This window comes from Sporosarcina sp. Y1009 (assembly GCF_057669865.1).
Genome location: NZ_JBYHFO010000001.1, coordinates 190,203 through 204,246, shown reverse-complemented (window position 1 = coordinate 204,246; position 14,044 = coordinate 190,203). Strand labels below are relative to the sequence as shown.

Here is a 14,044-nt window from a genome sequence, read left to right as displayed (position 1 = left end):
TTAATTTCACATGCCCGTCAACATAACTAGTTGGATGATAGCTATTGCCAATGGGATAATGGAGAGTATCTTTAGCCAGCTTTTTTTAGTTACAAACCCTAGTACTAACATTAATATGCCTATTATTAGCACAGCAGTGATTCCGAGCATCGTCATAGTTTTCCCCCTCTAAGTTTCGAACGTCTAACAATGTTTATTCTAGATAGCCAACAATAATACCTTCAATCTCTTCAATAGGTAATGACCCGAAATCGCGACTATCTGTCCCTCTCCACCATTGATCAACCAAGATAAACACTGTGTTTTCTTTGACGTTTACAGCGTTCATATTCGTATTGAAATAATCCCTCGTTAATTGTTCATTTGCAATATTTCTTGAAGGTACATTTTCGAAATACCCCTCTTCATTCAAACCAGTCATTGTTGCAATTCCGTAAAAAGTATCTAGCAGGCCTCCATCGATATATACCTGACCATTTACAATTTCAACAGTTTCGCCGGGTAAACCAACGACTCTTCCAATATATTTTTCAGGTGTTGAGGGGTGGCTTGTTAAAATTTCAGGCGGCGTTTGGTAATAAACCACCTGTCCTCGTTGTAAATTATTAAAATTAGTCGTGACGACGAGTTGGCCATGAACAGAAGTTATAAAATCATGACTGCCTCTATCCATCGCATCACTGCCCCAATCAATCAAAAAAGTGTTTTCAAATTGACTAACACTAGCTAATTGTTCGGGCGTTAGATGATCAGTAATGCTGAACGTGTTTCCTAAACTGATCTTAGTCTCATTCTCAATTAAAGAAAATACACTGAAGACGACGGAGAGAATCACGACAACTGAAAGTGCGATGGGTAACCATCTATGTGGTTGACGATACTTCTTTGGTTGAACGCTAAAAATATGGCGTCTCATTTTTTCTTTTTGGCCAGCAGAAAGTTGGATTGAATGGTCGAGTTTCTTTAACTCTTTGGACAGTTCATTGTTGAAAGAGTGTTTCATTAGTAATCCCTCCTTTTTCTAATTCTTTTTTAAATGCGGATAATGCTCTCGATAAAGTCATTTTCACTCTGCCTTCAGAACATTTTAAGATTGCTGCAGTTTCTTTTGTAGAAAACCCTTTAATTTCACGTAAGGTAATCATTTGTTGGTAGCTCGGCTTCAAGGAACCGAGCACATCATAAAATAGTTTTTGCTGTGAATTTTGTAAGGTCACTTCTTCTGCAGAAAATCCGAATGTAGAATCGAGCCGCAGTGTATCTTCATATTTTGTTTGTGGTTTGTTCTTTCTGAAATAACTCATCGTTGTTGTATAAGCAATACGAAAAATCCAAGTTCTTACAGAAGACTTTCCATTAAAACGATGTTCGTTTGCTACGACCTTCATAAATGTTTCTTGGGTTAAATCTTCTGCGACATGTGTATTTCTGACTAGCAACAAAATATAGCTATATATTGTATCTGCATAGTCGTCAAACCACTTTTCACTAGACATTCATTTCACCTCACAATTTCTACTTAGACGCAACAAGGTCTAATCGGTAACGAAAAACAACAAGATATTTTACTATATGTAATAGGGTTGCTATAACTTTTTTGTGTTTGAATATAACGATATATCTGATAGTATATTAGTATCATAGCATTACTGAGTAATTGTTCCATTTGAAAGGGATTTTGGAATGCCTCAGCAGAATCAATTCATAGGGGGACTTAGTTTGAATAACGACAAAGAAACGTCTGAAGCAAAAAGAGAAAGCAGTAATCTAGCAGGTGGGCTGGGGTGGAAACGAATGGGGATGGTGATTGTTGGATTAATAGTTGGTTATGTTCTATATCATCTATTTTCATGAGGAATTTATGTAAAAAAAAAGGGAAGAGCCATTGGACTCTTCATTTGTTGATATCTTGAGCAAGTCTACTTTTTTCTTTTGCTGATTTCCGAGTTTTTATATATGAATAGCAATTATAAAATGTGATGAAATACATAGCGAATAGCATGGTATATAGTGCATATATAGCGCTTCCAGGAAAGTGTTCAAAAATATACGCTTTCTGGCTGATGGCAAAGTAATTGACCATGATTAATAGGACCAAGCTGTATACTACATGAATAATTTCTTTTTTCTTTTTGAAAATTATTTTCAGCACGATAAACGATACCATAACGAATGAAAGAGTAAAAAGAAATGAAACTACAAAATTAGCAAATGCCATACTTCTCCCCCTAACAATAAATATAAAACGAGTATTAAATTCACACTATTCCTACTATACAATAAAAATAGAGATTATGGAGGTAAGTTATCAATATGAAACTTATTATTTATTTCCTTATAGGTATCGTCGGAATAAGTATAGGGGCTATTTTATTCTCATTTGGAAATGAAGAGGCTAGTTTCCAGACAAGGTTTTTTATAAAATTAAGCGGTATATTATTTTTCACGGGTTCCATATTCTTTGTTCAAAGACGTTGGAAAATCATTAATCATAAGTGAATCTAAAAAGACATTCACTAATGTGAATGTCTTTGATTATATTCGAAGATCCTTCTATAACAACCCTTCAATTAAATGAAACGTCGGTATCTGCTTATCAAATGTCGCAATATACTTAAATCCAACTGACTGCAGCAACTTTAACGACTCATTGAAATCAAATGCAATTTCCTCGACGCGGTGGGCGTCTGAACCTAATGTAATGATTTCACCACCACATTGCTTATAAAGCTTTAATACGTCATCACTCGGCATCGCATGAGGCAATCCGTAGCGTACTCCCGATGTATTTAGTTCGATTCCTTTGCCCGCAGGAATAATTTCATTGAATATCGCCGATAATTCATCATGGAAACGTTCGACTGGCTGTTCTTTTGAATAACGTTTGACGAGATCGACATGTCCCAGGACATTAAAACGTTTAAAGTTCTTCACGCAGTCAAGCAATTCATCGTAATAAACTTCGTAGGCTTCTTCAATAGTTCGTCCTTCAAAAATTTCCCCGTAATGTAAACTTTTCTTTTCGGTCGTATGCATCGAACAAATGACAAAATCGAACGACGTATTGTCCATTAAAGTTTCATATCTATGTAGTAAATGAGGCTGTACGCCAATTTCAATTCCTTTTCTTAATAGAATTTGCCCATCATATTTCTTTTGCAGATTATTAATCGTCTCGGTGTATTCACGTAAATCAAGATCGAAAACAATGGTTTCGTCGGGATATTCATAATCGATATGTTCGGTAAAACAAATTTCTTTTAGTCCTCTTTCAATGGAACCAACGACCATATCTTCCATTGAAGTCGAGCAGTCCGCCGAAAAATGGCTATGCATATGGTAATCAAACATCAAAATTCCTCCTCGTGTTGACAATCCGTATTTCTTATACTATAGTAATAAATAACTTCACTCTAGTAAAGTGATAAAGTATCGATGGAAAGGCGTGAAAATTAAGATTGTATAATGATTATAGAATGAATGACCAAAATGTCAAAGACTATCAAAAATACGAACGTACAATTAAAACGATTAATAAGCGCTTTAAAACATATGGGTATGAACGCATTAAAACACCAATGTTTGAACGATATGATCTATATTCACAAGTAAAAAGTTCCATCAATCAAAAAGAAATGATAAAAATAATAGATCGAACAGGTGATGTTTCAGTACTTCGGCCAGATATTACAGTGCCGATTACAAAACAATTAGCCGATAACTATCCAAAATTACCGAATGATTTACGTTATTATTACGTACAAGATGTTTTCAGACAATCGTTACTAGAAGAGGGCAGCATCGAAGGTACTCAAGCAGGTGTAGAGTATTTTTGTGAAACCTCGGCGGAAGCTGACGCGGAAGTAATTGCCCTAGCTTGTCATACCTTGAAAGATTTGGGTTTCAGTGATATTAAAATCGAAATGGGCCATGCAAGTTTCTTTCATGAATTTATACGAATGATAGAGTTAGATGCCCAGGATGTAGAACAGTTAAAGGATTTAATTCAAGCGAAAAATATTGTTGAACTGGGACCGTTTCTTCGCCAATTCAATATAACTGAAGACCTTATCGATGCGATTGTCACGATTCCAATGTTATACGGGAATCCAGTGGAAGTGAGCGAGCGCGCCAGAAAAATAGTCAAAACAGAAAAAATGGATGAAACGCTAGACTATCTGTTGGAAGTCTATAATATTCTTAAATTATACGGACTAGAAAATAATATCGTACTGGATTTAGGGCTTATCAATCATATGGGGTATTATTCGGACGTAATTTTCCAAGGTTTTGTAGAGAAGTTTGGGAAGCCGGTCTTAATGGGCGGTCGTTATAATCATTTAGGCAATGAATTCGGTGCAGACTTACCGGCAATCGGTTTTGCTTGTGAGGTTGAATCACTCGTAACCGCGTTAACAAGCGATACCGTTTCGGCACGAACACCAATTGACTTTAAAATCCTTTATGATGATGAAAATTTAGAACAATCCATTCGAATTGCCAATGAATTACGTGAGCGAAACTATACAGTTCTTTCCTATCCACTATTAAAAGCAACATCTAATGTACAAACTAGTATTTATCAACTGACGCTTACACAAACAGTAAAGACATTTACGTATCGAAATGAACAAACCACTTTCAATTCTTTACATGAATTACTCAAGTTATTGAACGGTGCGAAAGGAGCAATGTAAATGGATTATTTAACGTTAGCCATTGCGACTGGACGCACGTCAAAACAGGCAATGAAGCTACTCGAAAAAGCAGGATTGAACTTTCCCGATTATCATAATAAAAGTCGGAAACTTGTCATGTACGATGAAACAGAAACAGTTAAGCTCATCTTTGTTAAAACAGCAGATTTAACTACATATGTTGAAAAAGGCGCAGCGGATATTGGCGTTATTGGAAAAGACACGATTATGGAAGTGCAACCAGATGTTTATGAACTTGTGGATCTTAACCTCGGTAAATGCCAGGTCGTCGTTGCAGGTTTTCCAACCCAAAAGATTCAAAACGGCGCGCCTTTAACTGTTGCCACGAAGTATCCGCTAATTACAAAAGCATTTTTCGATAAAAAAGGAATTCGCGTTGAAACGATAAAACTAAACGGTTCTATCGAGTTAGCACCGCTCATCGGATTATCAGAAGTAATTGTGGATATTGTGGAAACAGGGACGACACTGAAAGAAAACGGCCTTGTCGTCTTGGATAAAATTGTTGATATTAGTGCAAGAATGATTGTCAATAAAGCAAGTTTCGCAACAAAAACGTATCAAATTGAACAGTTTATTTCGAAGGTAAAAGCAGTATTGGAGTGATGATGTTGAAGATACTTACTGGAGAACAATATAATGCTGAATTGAAAAATAGCAGTACAACCAACATTAATAATGAAGAATTAGATCGAACTGTGCTGAACATCATTGAACAAGTTCGAGAAAAAGGTGACAAAGCGCTAATCGATTACACGGCTCAATTTGATAAGGTGGCGCTGGATAATTTACTCGTTTCAGAAAAGGAATTCATTGAAGCGAGAGCGTTAGTCAGCAATGATTTTATCATTGCAATCAAGAAAGCGCATGAAAATATAAAAGCTTTTCACGAGGAACAAACAGAAAAGTCTTGGTTTACAACGAAAGAAAGCGGCATATTACTTGGCCAAAAAATCACACCCCTTGCTAGTGTAGGAATCTATGTGCCCGGAGGTAAAGCAACGTATCCTTCAACGGTTTTGATGAATGCGATTCCTGCAAAAATAGCTGGAGTAAAAGACATCGCCATTACGACGCCTGTTGGAAAAGACGGGAAGATAAATCCGCATGTGCTAGTTGCTGCAGCTGAGGTTGGTATTGAAACGATTTATAAAGTTGGCGGGGCACAAGCCGTTGCAGCATTGGCTTATGGAACGGAATCGGTACGAAAAGTTGCGAAAATAGTAGGACCTGGAAATGCTTATGTTGCGCGTGCAAAAAAGTGGGTATTTGGTGACGTAGCAATCGATATGATCGCTGGCCCAAGTGAAATTTGTGTTGTTGCAGATGAAACCGCTGTTCCACGCTATGTGGCCGCTGATTTACTGTCACAAGCGGAGCATGATGAGCAGGCAACTGCAGTTTGCATCACGACAAGTAAAGTATTTGCAGAAGAATTACAGGTAGAAGTAGAAAAACAAACGGCCTTATCGGATCGGAAAGCCATTATTGAAAAGTCGATTGCTGATAATGGACGGATTGTACTTGTTGATACATTAAATGAAGCTTTTGACTTGGTAAATCAACTAGCGCCAGAACATTTACAGTTAATGACCCGAAATCCGATGGAACACATGCAATTTATTGAAAATGCAGGAGCCATATTTTTAGGTAACCATTCACCAGAAGCGTTAGGTGATTACTTAGCCGGTCCAAATCATACATTACCGACTAGTGGAACATCAACTTTTTCTTCACCGCTTGGCGTGTATGACTTCATTAAACGATCGAGCATCATTCAGTATTCCAAAGATGCTTTACTGAATGTTGCAGATGATATTATTACTTTAGCAAATGCGGAAGGGTTATCAGCCCATGCAAATTCAATTAGGGTTCGAAAGGTGGACAAATAAGATGCGCAGTAAATCAATTACAAGAACAACAGCAGAGACATCGATTGCATTAGATTTTTCAATTGATGGCAGTGGAGAAACGGATATTCAAACAGGTGTTGGTTTTTTTGATCATATGATGACTTTATTTACAAAGCATGGTTTATTTGATCTGAAAGTAAAGTGTGATGGCGATATTGAAGTTGACCAGCATCATACTGTTGAAGATATTGGTATTGTGTTAGGCCAAGCGTTTTATGAGAGCATTGGAACGAAAGAAGGAATTGACAGGTATGCGAATGTGACGATTCCGATGGATGAAGCGTTGTCAACGGTATCCATTGATATTAGCGGGCGTCCATTTTTTGTTTACAATGTGGAAGGGTTAAAAGACAAAGTAGGGGAATTCGATACTGAGTTAGTAGAAGAGTTTTTCCAAGCATTTGTCAGCCATGCAAAAGTGACGTTACATATTAATTTGCAGTACGGGAAAAACACCCATCATATTATTGAATCGATATTCAAAGCGTTTGGCCGAGCGTTAAGTGCAGCTAGTAAGATTAATCCGGATGTTAAAGGGATTCCATCGACTAAGGGAATGCTGTAAATAGTATTTTATACAAGGAATGGTTTAAATAGTGCGTGGATTTCCGTTCCAGGCGGACGCTTTCCTGCGGGCATCACCAAGGAAAGATGCAGTTCAATCTTTCCCACCTCCTCGTCGCAAGCTCCTGCGGGGTCTTCGGTTGATGCTATTCCCGCGGGAGTCGCCGCCTTCCACTGCAATCCAAAAACTCAGAGATTGTATTTCAGCAATATTAACCATTAAAAATGAATATAAAATGAATTGATTAATTGGAGACGAGGATTCTGATGCAAATAGATATCCTTATAGACCTATCGTGTAACTGTTGATCAGTAAATATTATTTATTATTAATTTGAAAGAAGGCGTGCGCAAATGATTCTTTTTCCTGCAATTGATATACGTAATGGCAAATGTGTTCGATTAATACAAGGTGATTATGACCAAGAAATTATATATGGTGATTCACCGACTGAAATGGCGCTCTTATGGGAGAAACAAGGGGCGGAGTACATACATATTGTTGATCTTGATGGGGCGAAGACAGGTGATTCTTCAAATCGACTCGCAATCCAAGCCATAGCAAAAGCTGTTTCAATACCTATCCAAGTGGGTGGTGGGATTCGATCAATGGAGATCATTGATGACCATATTGCAAATGGGGTTACTCGAATTATTATCGGGACAGCTGCTATCACAAACCGTCCTTTTCTGGAAGAAGCAGTTGCGAAATACGGTGATCAAATTGCTGTTTCAATTGATGCTCGTAACGGATTGGTTGCGACAGATGGTTGGACCGAGACAAGCGATACACTAGCAACTGACTTAATAAAAGATTTAGCTGAAATCGGTGTGAAAACAGTCGTTTACACAGATATCTTAAAAGATGGCATGATGCAAGGACCCAACTTTCAAGAATTAAAAGTCATTAATGAAGCATCATCCATTGATATCATTGCTTCAGGCGGGGTTACTACCAAAAATGATTTTGACCTGTTAAAAGAGATGCATCTATACGGGGCAATCATGGGGAAAGCACTTTATGAAGGTACTGTTACGTTAGACGAACTTCTGGGAGGAAACGTGAATGGCGAGTAAACGAATTATTCCATGCTTAGATGTTGATAAAGGTAAGGTCGTGAAAGGCCGTAAGTTTGAAAACATACAAGAAGTGGCTGATCCACTTGATTTAGCAAAGAAATATGTAGCAGACGGTGCGGATGAACTTGTGTTTTATGACATTACAGCATCAACAGATAATCGCCCATTATTTTTAGAAACGATTGCCACGATCGCGAAAGAAGTTCCCATTCCATTTATAGTTGGCGGCGGCATTCGTACACTCGAAGACATACAAAACTTATTCGATGTTGGAACGGACAAAGTATCCATCAATAGTTCAGCACTTGAAAACCCTCAGTTTATTAAAGAGGCTGCAAACAAATTTGGCTCTGAACGCGTTATTTTATCGATGGATGTGAAAAAAGTTGGTCCTTCGAAATGGTCTGTCTTTAGTAAAGGCGGAAGTGTAGATACGGGCCTAGATGCCATTGAGTGGGCCGTTCAAGGTGAAGCGCTAGGTGCAGGTGAGCTAGTTGTTAATAGTATCGACGGGGACGGCGAGAAGGAAGGCTATGACCTAGAGCTGAACCAAACAATCGCCGAGGCTGTTAAGATTCCGATTGTAGCGAGCGGCGGAGCAGGGAAGATGGAAGACTTCGAGAAAGTCCTAACAGAAGGTAAAGCCGATGCGGCACTCGCAGCCTCCGTTTTTCACTATAATGAAATTAACATCCGTGAGTTAAAAGACTATTTACAAACGAAAAACTAATAAGTAAGGACTGATGAACAATGACGATAGAAATAGAAACTGTTTCATTCGACGAAAAAGGACTTATTCCCGCTATCGTACAAGATAGCAATACTGGAAAGGTCTTAATGCTAGCCTATATGAATGAAGAAGCGTTAACGAAAACGATTGAAACAAAAGAAACATGGTTCTTCAGTCGCTCACGACAAGAATTATGGCATAAAGGCGCAACCTCTGGTAACCGTCAAACTGTGAAGGAACTCTCTTTTGATTGCGATAGCGACGCTGTACTCGTTCAAGTCGAACCAATGGGACCTGCTTGCCACACAGGTGAAATGTCTTGCTTCTATAAAACGGGTTTAGAAAGTGAAGCCTCAAATCGTGAAATCGTGCACGAAGTTATCGCAGAAATCAAAAATCGCCGAGCGAATCCGGTGGAAGGCTCCTACACAACCTATCTTTTCCGAGAAGGGATTGACAAGGTACTTAAAAAAATCGGGGAAGAATCAAGTGAGGTTATTATCGGTGCGAAAAATGAAGATAAGCAAGAACTTACAAGTGAGTTATCCGATCTAATCTATCACTCGCTTGTTCTAATGGAAATTGCAGATGTTAAATTAGCAGATGTTAAAAATGAATTACTGAAACGTCGTACAAAAGTGGAAGATTGAAGTAAACATATTTTCATCAACAAGAAATATATTGCGCACACCTCGAGGGGAAAACTAGTGAAATCATTTACGGGATAAACTCCGTAAATGGTTTTATTTGGTTTTTGCATTTATTTGTGCTTATCCGTTTCAACACGGAACATCAGCTCTGTTAACTAGTGAATTTTGTATGAGGTAAAATTATCCTTTTCCTACATATAATAAAACATTCTAATTGTAATCAAATTAAAATTTTCACCACTATTATCGCAAGAAAATTGTAAACTGGAAGTCTTATAATGCTCAAAATGGCGTTATTCGTCTTTTTACTCAATTTACTTTAGATTCCAACTATTATACGGTGGACAAAAGGTGGTTTTGAAACTACTGAGTTATCTGAAAACATGGTATAATACTGAAAGTAAGGTGATAAAGTGAGACGAACCAAGCTACTAAAAACCATTCCACTCGAAGAACTTATGGACCTGAAAATCGACTTTGATTTCAAACAATTGTTTGGAATTGAAAAGAACAAGGCGATTACCATTGTTTTTCTAAATGCTGTTCTACAACGAACAGGTAACGACAAGATTGTCGATATTTCATTCGAAAATAGTGAAGTAGGTGGGAAGTACGAAGACGACAAACAATCGAGATTAGACTTGTTAGTCGTTACTAATTCTAGCAAGTGGATAAATGTGGAAATACAGTTCAGCAATAAATACGACATGGTAAAGCGGTCGATATATTATTGGGCCGAGGTATATGGTACGCCATTTGAAAAGGGGATGAGTTATAAAACATTATCCCCTGTAATTGCTATCAACATTTTAAATTTTGATTTATTCGACCAAACAGACCGCTTTCATACAAGTTATCACCTTTATGAAGACACGGAGAAGTTCAAGCTAACAAACGTGATGGAATTGCATTTTTTAGAAATGACGAAGCTCATCCGCGATTGGCAAGCGAATAAGCTAGATCCGTGGAATGACCTACTCGCAAGGTGGTTGTTATTACTTGGAATTATTGACCGTCGAAAAGGGAAAGTGTATGAAGATATTTTAAGGAATTGGAGGAAATTGCATTGAAAGATGACCAACTGCACGAGGCATTTAAAAATTGGGAAGTCCTAAGTGGAACAAGAGAGCAAAGGATTGCGTATGAAGGACGGATGAAGCGGATTTTTGATGAAGAAGCGGGAGTTCGTGAAGCGGAGCATAGAGGTGCACAAATGGAAAAAGTGGAAACAGCCCGACGATTACTGATACAGGGAATGGACATTAGAACTGTTGTAGAAATAACTGAGCTTGACGAGATTAGGATTAGAGAAATTAAAGAAGAATTAAATAATGAATAATGAATAATTGTGTAATACGAGAATGATATTTAAAGTATATATGTCCTTATTTTGTCTTACTAATTTTTACAACTAGGTCCAGAAACTATTTTCTAGCTATTCCGAAACTTGTATGGAGTTATGTCAATAATCTGATACAGTTAATAGAACTATAGCCTAATTGAAAGGCATTTCTTTTGAAATTGATGAACCACAAATTATCGCATTGATTGGTCCAAACGGTTCTGAAAAACCAACTTTATTGAATATCATTACGAATCTATTGGGTGTCAATAGCGGAGAAGTTTACGATTCTTACTAAAAACAATAAAGACCCAAACATCTTTCAAGAATTTTCAGAGCAACAAATTATGGCAACCCCTGAACGAATTTGAATAACGGGTTATTTGAAAAGAAAGTGCAAGGTTCAGAAGAAAGGTAACGAAAGAATTTTGAGAAAAAGGGTGATGCCAAGTGAAACTCTTACAATTTGAAATGAGCAAATTATGGCGAAAAAAAAAGCTTTTATTGCTATTTTTCATTGTGCTTGTGAGTGTGGGTGGAATTTTCCTGAAAAACTATTCTCAACAGTCACTGAAGGGAGAGCGTGCACTCGGAAAATTTGGAACCGCTATCAATCAGACAGATCAATTATATGCGAAGCTGAATGCTTTAAATAGAGAAAATGCACTTGATGAACTGCAAGAAAAACAATATGAATATACCAATGAAATGGCAAACGCATTTTTCCATTGGAAAAGTGCAATTTATAACAAGAATTGGAGTACGATACCCGCGTACGAAGGCGACTTCTTAACGAACTTACAAGAGTTTGAAAAAGTGGGTGGAGAATTTACAGCACTACAGGGATTGGAAAAAGAACTAGCGATAGCGAAAAATGATTGGCTGCAGTTGTATGAGCTTTCTTATGAAGATGATAAATATCCGACATCACCGGCCCTTATTTTAAAAGAAAGTACAGGGTTTCTTTTTGGCACACTCGGCATTTTGATCTTATTGTTGTTCTTTGGAAATACGATTACGGTGGAAAAAGAGCAAAAAACATGGCTGACACTAAAAACACAGCCAATCGCTAAATGGAAATTGATTGCAGCAAAATATAGCAGTCTCTTTTTGGTGATTCTTATCTTTCTCACTATGGTTGTGGGTGTTGGGTTGGCTATCCCCTTGATTTTTAGTGAATACGCTATGAATCTCCATTATCCGCAGATTTTAATGGATGGAGAGACTTTTGCTTTTATTTCGACCTATGAATACTTGACGCGGGGGATTATTTTATTTATATGTGTGAGTATATTTGCATTCAGTCTACATTTTCTAATGAGTACATGGGTGAAAAACTCATTCAGTGCACTGGTGGTAACGGGACTTATACTCCTGCTTGGTTTTATTGCAACAGATATATTTGCGTCGCTCCAGTCCGCTTGGAACCCATTTCAGTATTTTCATTTCTCTGAAATACTCGCAACGATTCCACAAAGTACAGATTGGTTTTATCCACTAGCAGCATTACTTTGGAGTATACTACTCGTTACTTTGTCTATTTTCTTACCCGAAAAAGAATTAAGCTTTTTTGGTTCTTCGGAAAATAAGAAGCCATTTCGACGTGGTGGAACAATGAAACCCATTGATGCAATTTGGCATATTAATGTGCTTGAATGGAGGAAAATGCGAAGGAATGGGTTGCTGAAACAGCTTTATTTCATTCTTTCCATACTAGTAGTGTTTGGTTATTTTGCGATTGCTGATCAAGCGAAAGAAAAGGAAGAAGTGTACTTTAATGAACTCATAACGAATGCAGAAAGACATATAGATGAAGGAATCCCTTTTTATGAGGAAACAATCGGTTTATTTGAAGAGGCAAAAAAAGAGGCGGAAGAAGCAGGGGATGAAGACATCATTGCGATGTATAATCAACAAATTGAAGAACATGAATATGCAATCGCATCCGTTTGGGAAGAGTTGGATGAAAAAAAGGAAGTTATCTCCCTTTATAAAAATAATGATTGGGTTTCATTCTATACCTATCAACTTGAACAAAACGAAAGTTATAAAGAGTTTTCTAGGAATGCAGATGGCCCAAAAAGTATTAGTAAGTTCACGATTGAAGCCAGTATCGCTGAGAAAAAATGGCTCATCAAACACAATGTTCAGCCTGTATTTGAAGGGACGATGATCCCGACAATTCATGACACTTTTGGGGATGATATTACTTATAAGAAGGAATTTGAAGAAGGTAATACAAAAATAGATAACAGTGGGTTATTTATTCTTTATCTTTATTTCGATAAGTATATTTATTTCATACCCATGTTGTTGTTTTTATTTTTACTTGGTGCTGGATTTTCCAATGAGCGCGGAAAGAAGGCAACCCTTCAATTTTTAAGGACCCAACCAGTTGCCGAAAAAAAGATCTATCTTGGAAAAGGTGTTTCTTCAACGACGATAGCCCTAATTAGTAGTCTTAGTTTGATTGCTTTCGTTCCTTTAGTAGGGACAATTTTTAATCGTTTCGGGGATTGGCACTATCCGATTTTACGTTATGACAGCAAGCGATTTGTAGAATCTGTAGAGTACACTGGAATCCGTACTACAGATGGAAGAGGTCACTTTATTTCTATAGGTGATTATTTACTGGAAAGTAGTTTACTATTCATTTGTATTTTGCTATTTTCAATTAGTTTATCTATGTTTTTATCGTTGTTTGTCAAAGGTCAATTCGGCGTTTTTGCATCTGCAATCTTAGTTGGAGTTGGCGGATATATTGGAAGTACACAATTTCTTTCTGAAAAGGTACACTTGTCGCCTTTTACTTATCTAAATATCGCCAAAGTTACAAATGGGGAACTTTCCGAGCTTTTTAACAATCCAAGTATTAATGTTCAAACGGGTAGTCTAATGCTCTTGGCATTGACTGTATTACTATTTGTAGTAGGGTATTCTGGATTGAGTATCAAGAACTTGGTTCGAAAGTAGGGATGGTGACCTACTTAATTATGTTTGTCTATCAACATAATATTGGAGTTGATAGAATATATGGTATAGTGAGA

Annotated in this window: 17 protein-coding genes; 12 read left to right on the top strand and 5 right to left on the bottom strand. The window is 37.3% G+C overall.

All coding sequences use genetic code 11. The features are described 5' to 3' along the window. Positions 1 to 6: 6 nt before the first annotated feature. The 3 genes from AC25Y1_RS01030 to AC25Y1_RS01020 are packed head-to-tail and all read right to left on the bottom strand — an operon-like array spanning position 7 to position 1,496. Complete coding sequence (locus AC25Y1_RS01030) at positions 7 to 156, bottom strand: hypothetical protein (RefSeq protein WP_488146075.1); 150 nt, start codon at positions 154 to 156, stop codon at positions 7 to 9. Between the two features lie 37 nt (positions 157 to 193). After that, on the bottom strand, positions 194 to 1,003 hold the full coding sequence (lepB, locus tag AC25Y1_RS01025) for a signal peptidase I (protein ID WP_488146074.1): 810 nt from the start codon (positions 1,001 to 1,003) through the stop codon (positions 194 to 196). Beyond that, positions 981 to 1,496 (bottom strand): RNA polymerase sigma factor, encoded by a 516-nt coding sequence (locus tag AC25Y1_RS01020; RefSeq protein WP_488146073.1) that lies wholly within the window; start codon positions 1,494 to 1,496, stop codon positions 981 to 983. The genes lepB and AC25Y1_RS01020 overlap by 23 nt, the downstream gene beginning before the upstream one ends. A gap of 223 nt (positions 1,497 to 1,719) precedes the next feature. On the opposite strand from AC25Y1_RS01020, the gene AC25Y1_RS01015 reads away from it, so the two are divergent. Next, positions 1,720 to 1,854, top strand: coding sequence for a DUF6366 family protein (locus AC25Y1_RS01015; protein WP_488146072.1), 135 nt, complete (start codon positions 1,720 to 1,722; stop codon positions 1,852 to 1,854). A 40-nt stretch (positions 1,855 to 1,894) separates the two neighbouring features. Here the strand turns inward: AC25Y1_RS01015 and AC25Y1_RS01010 are convergent, their stop codons facing one another. Beyond that, complete coding sequence (locus AC25Y1_RS01010; RefSeq protein WP_488146071.1) at positions 1,895 to 2,218, bottom strand: hypothetical protein; 324 nt, start codon at positions 2,216 to 2,218, stop codon at positions 1,895 to 1,897. A 335-nt stretch (positions 2,219 to 2,553) separates the two neighbouring features. After that, entirely contained in the window at positions 2,554 to 3,351 is a 798-nt protein-coding gene (locus AC25Y1_RS01005) for a histidinol-phosphatase HisJ family protein (protein WP_488146070.1), read from the bottom strand. Positions 3,352 to 3,476: 125 nt separating this feature from the next. Between AC25Y1_RS01005 and hisZ the strand changes: the two genes are divergently transcribed. The 11 genes from hisZ (at position 3,477) to AC25Y1_RS00950 (ending at position 13,970) form a co-directional block, all read left to right on the top strand. Further along, on the top strand, positions 3,477 to 4,697 hold the full coding sequence (hisZ, locus tag AC25Y1_RS01000; protein WP_488146069.1) for an ATP phosphoribosyltransferase regulatory subunit: 1,221 nt from the start codon (positions 3,477 to 3,479) through the stop codon (positions 4,695 to 4,697). Further along, complete coding sequence (gene hisG, locus AC25Y1_RS00995) at positions 4,698 to 5,324, top strand: ATP phosphoribosyltransferase (protein ID WP_488146068.1); 627 nt, start codon at positions 4,698 to 4,700, stop codon at positions 5,322 to 5,324. Positions 5,325 to 5,329: 5 nt separating this feature from the next. After that, positions 5,330 to 6,610 (top strand): histidinol dehydrogenase, encoded by a 1,281-nt coding sequence (hisD, locus tag AC25Y1_RS00990; protein ID WP_488146374.1) that lies wholly within the window; start codon positions 5,330 to 5,332, stop codon positions 6,608 to 6,610. Position 6,611: 1 nt separating this feature from the next. Continuing rightward, positions 6,612 to 7,196 carry an imidazoleglycerol-phosphate dehydratase HisB gene (gene hisB / locus AC25Y1_RS00985; RefSeq protein WP_488146067.1) on the top strand — a complete coding sequence of 195 codons (585 nt, stop codon included), beginning with the start codon at positions 6,612 to 6,614 and terminating at the stop codon, positions 7,194 to 7,196. 353 nt (positions 7,197 to 7,549) lie between these two features. Continuing rightward, positions 7,550 to 8,272, top strand: coding sequence for a 1-(5-phosphoribosyl)-5-[(5-phosphoribosylamino)methylideneamino]imidazole-4-carboxamide isomerase (gene hisA, locus AC25Y1_RS00980; protein ID WP_488146066.1), 723 nt, complete (start codon positions 7,550 to 7,552; stop codon positions 8,270 to 8,272). After that, on the top strand, positions 8,262 to 9,005 hold the full coding sequence (gene hisF, locus AC25Y1_RS00975; protein ID WP_488146065.1) for an imidazole glycerol phosphate synthase subunit HisF: 744 nt from the start codon (positions 8,262 to 8,264) through the stop codon (positions 9,003 to 9,005). The genes hisA and hisF overlap by 11 nt, the downstream gene beginning before the upstream one ends. 20 nt (positions 9,006 to 9,025) lie before the next feature. After that, positions 9,026 to 9,655 carry a bifunctional phosphoribosyl-AMP cyclohydrolase/phosphoribosyl-ATP diphosphatase HisIE gene (hisIE, locus tag AC25Y1_RS00970; RefSeq protein ID WP_488146064.1) on the top strand — a complete coding sequence of 210 codons (630 nt, stop codon included), beginning with the start codon at positions 9,026 to 9,028 and terminating at the stop codon, positions 9,653 to 9,655. A gap of 413 nt (positions 9,656 to 10,068) precedes the next feature. After that, positions 10,069 to 10,725 (top strand): Rpn family recombination-promoting nuclease/putative transposase, encoded by a 657-nt coding sequence (locus AC25Y1_RS00965; protein ID WP_488146063.1) that lies wholly within the window; start codon positions 10,069 to 10,071, stop codon positions 10,723 to 10,725. Further along, positions 10,707 to 10,994: a hypothetical protein gene (locus tag AC25Y1_RS00960; protein ID WP_488146062.1), complete on the top strand. Its 288-nt coding sequence runs from the start codon at positions 10,707 to 10,709 to the stop codon at positions 10,992 to 10,994. The genes AC25Y1_RS00965 and AC25Y1_RS00960 overlap by 19 nt, the downstream gene beginning before the upstream one ends. A 160-nt stretch (positions 10,995 to 11,154) precedes the next feature. Beyond that, positions 11,155 to 11,295: an ATP-binding cassette domain-containing protein gene (locus AC25Y1_RS00955; RefSeq protein ID WP_488146061.1), complete on the top strand. Its 141-nt coding sequence runs from the start codon at positions 11,155 to 11,157 to the stop codon at positions 11,293 to 11,295. A 173-nt stretch (positions 11,296 to 11,468) separates the two neighbouring features. After that, complete coding sequence (locus tag AC25Y1_RS00950; protein WP_488146060.1) at positions 11,469 to 13,970, top strand: ABC transporter permease; 2,502 nt, start codon at positions 11,469 to 11,471, stop codon at positions 13,968 to 13,970. Positions 13,971 to 14,044: the final 74 nt, after the last annotated feature.

What these genes read in the sequence shown, in the direction of transcription:
- AC25Y1_RS01030 (WP_488146075.1), bottom strand. Translation starts at nt 156, where the DNA reads ATGACGATGCTCGGAATCACTGCTGTGCTAATAATAGGCATATTAATG.
- lepB (WP_488146074.1), bottom strand. Translation starts at nt 1,003, where the DNA reads ATGAAACACTCTTTCAACAATGAACTGTCCAAAGAGTTAAAGAAACTC.
- AC25Y1_RS01020 (WP_488146073.1), bottom strand. Translation starts at nt 1,496, where the DNA reads ATGTCTAGTGAAAAGTGGTTTGACGACTATGCAGATACAATATATAGC.
- AC25Y1_RS01010 (WP_488146071.1), bottom strand. Translation starts at nt 2,218, where the DNA reads ATGGCATTTGCTAATTTTGTAGTTTCATTTCTTTTTACTCTTTCATTC.
- AC25Y1_RS01005 (WP_488146070.1), bottom strand. Translation starts at nt 3,351, where the DNA reads ATGTTTGATTACCATATGCATAGCCATTTTTCGGCGGACTGCTCGACT.
- hisZ (WP_488146069.1), top strand. Translation starts at nt 3,477, where the DNA reads ATGAATGACCAAAATGTCAAAGACTATCAAAAATACGAACGTACAATT.
- hisG (WP_488146068.1), top strand. Translation starts at nt 4,698, where the DNA reads ATGGATTATTTAACGTTAGCCATTGCGACTGGACGCACGTCAAAACAG.
- hisB (WP_488146067.1), top strand. Translation starts at nt 6,612, where the DNA reads ATGCGCAGTAAATCAATTACAAGAACAACAGCAGAGACATCGATTGCA.
- hisA (WP_488146066.1), top strand. Translation starts at nt 7,550, where the DNA reads ATGATTCTTTTTCCTGCAATTGATATACGTAATGGCAAATGTGTTCGA.
- hisF (WP_488146065.1), top strand. Translation starts at nt 8,262, where the DNA reads ATGGCGAGTAAACGAATTATTCCATGCTTAGATGTTGATAAAGGTAAG.
- hisIE (WP_488146064.1), top strand. Translation starts at nt 9,026, where the DNA reads ATGACGATAGAAATAGAAACTGTTTCATTCGACGAAAAAGGACTTATT.
- AC25Y1_RS00950 (WP_488146060.1), top strand. Translation starts at nt 11,469, where the DNA reads ATGAGCAAATTATGGCGAAAAAAAAAGCTTTTATTGCTATTTTTCATT.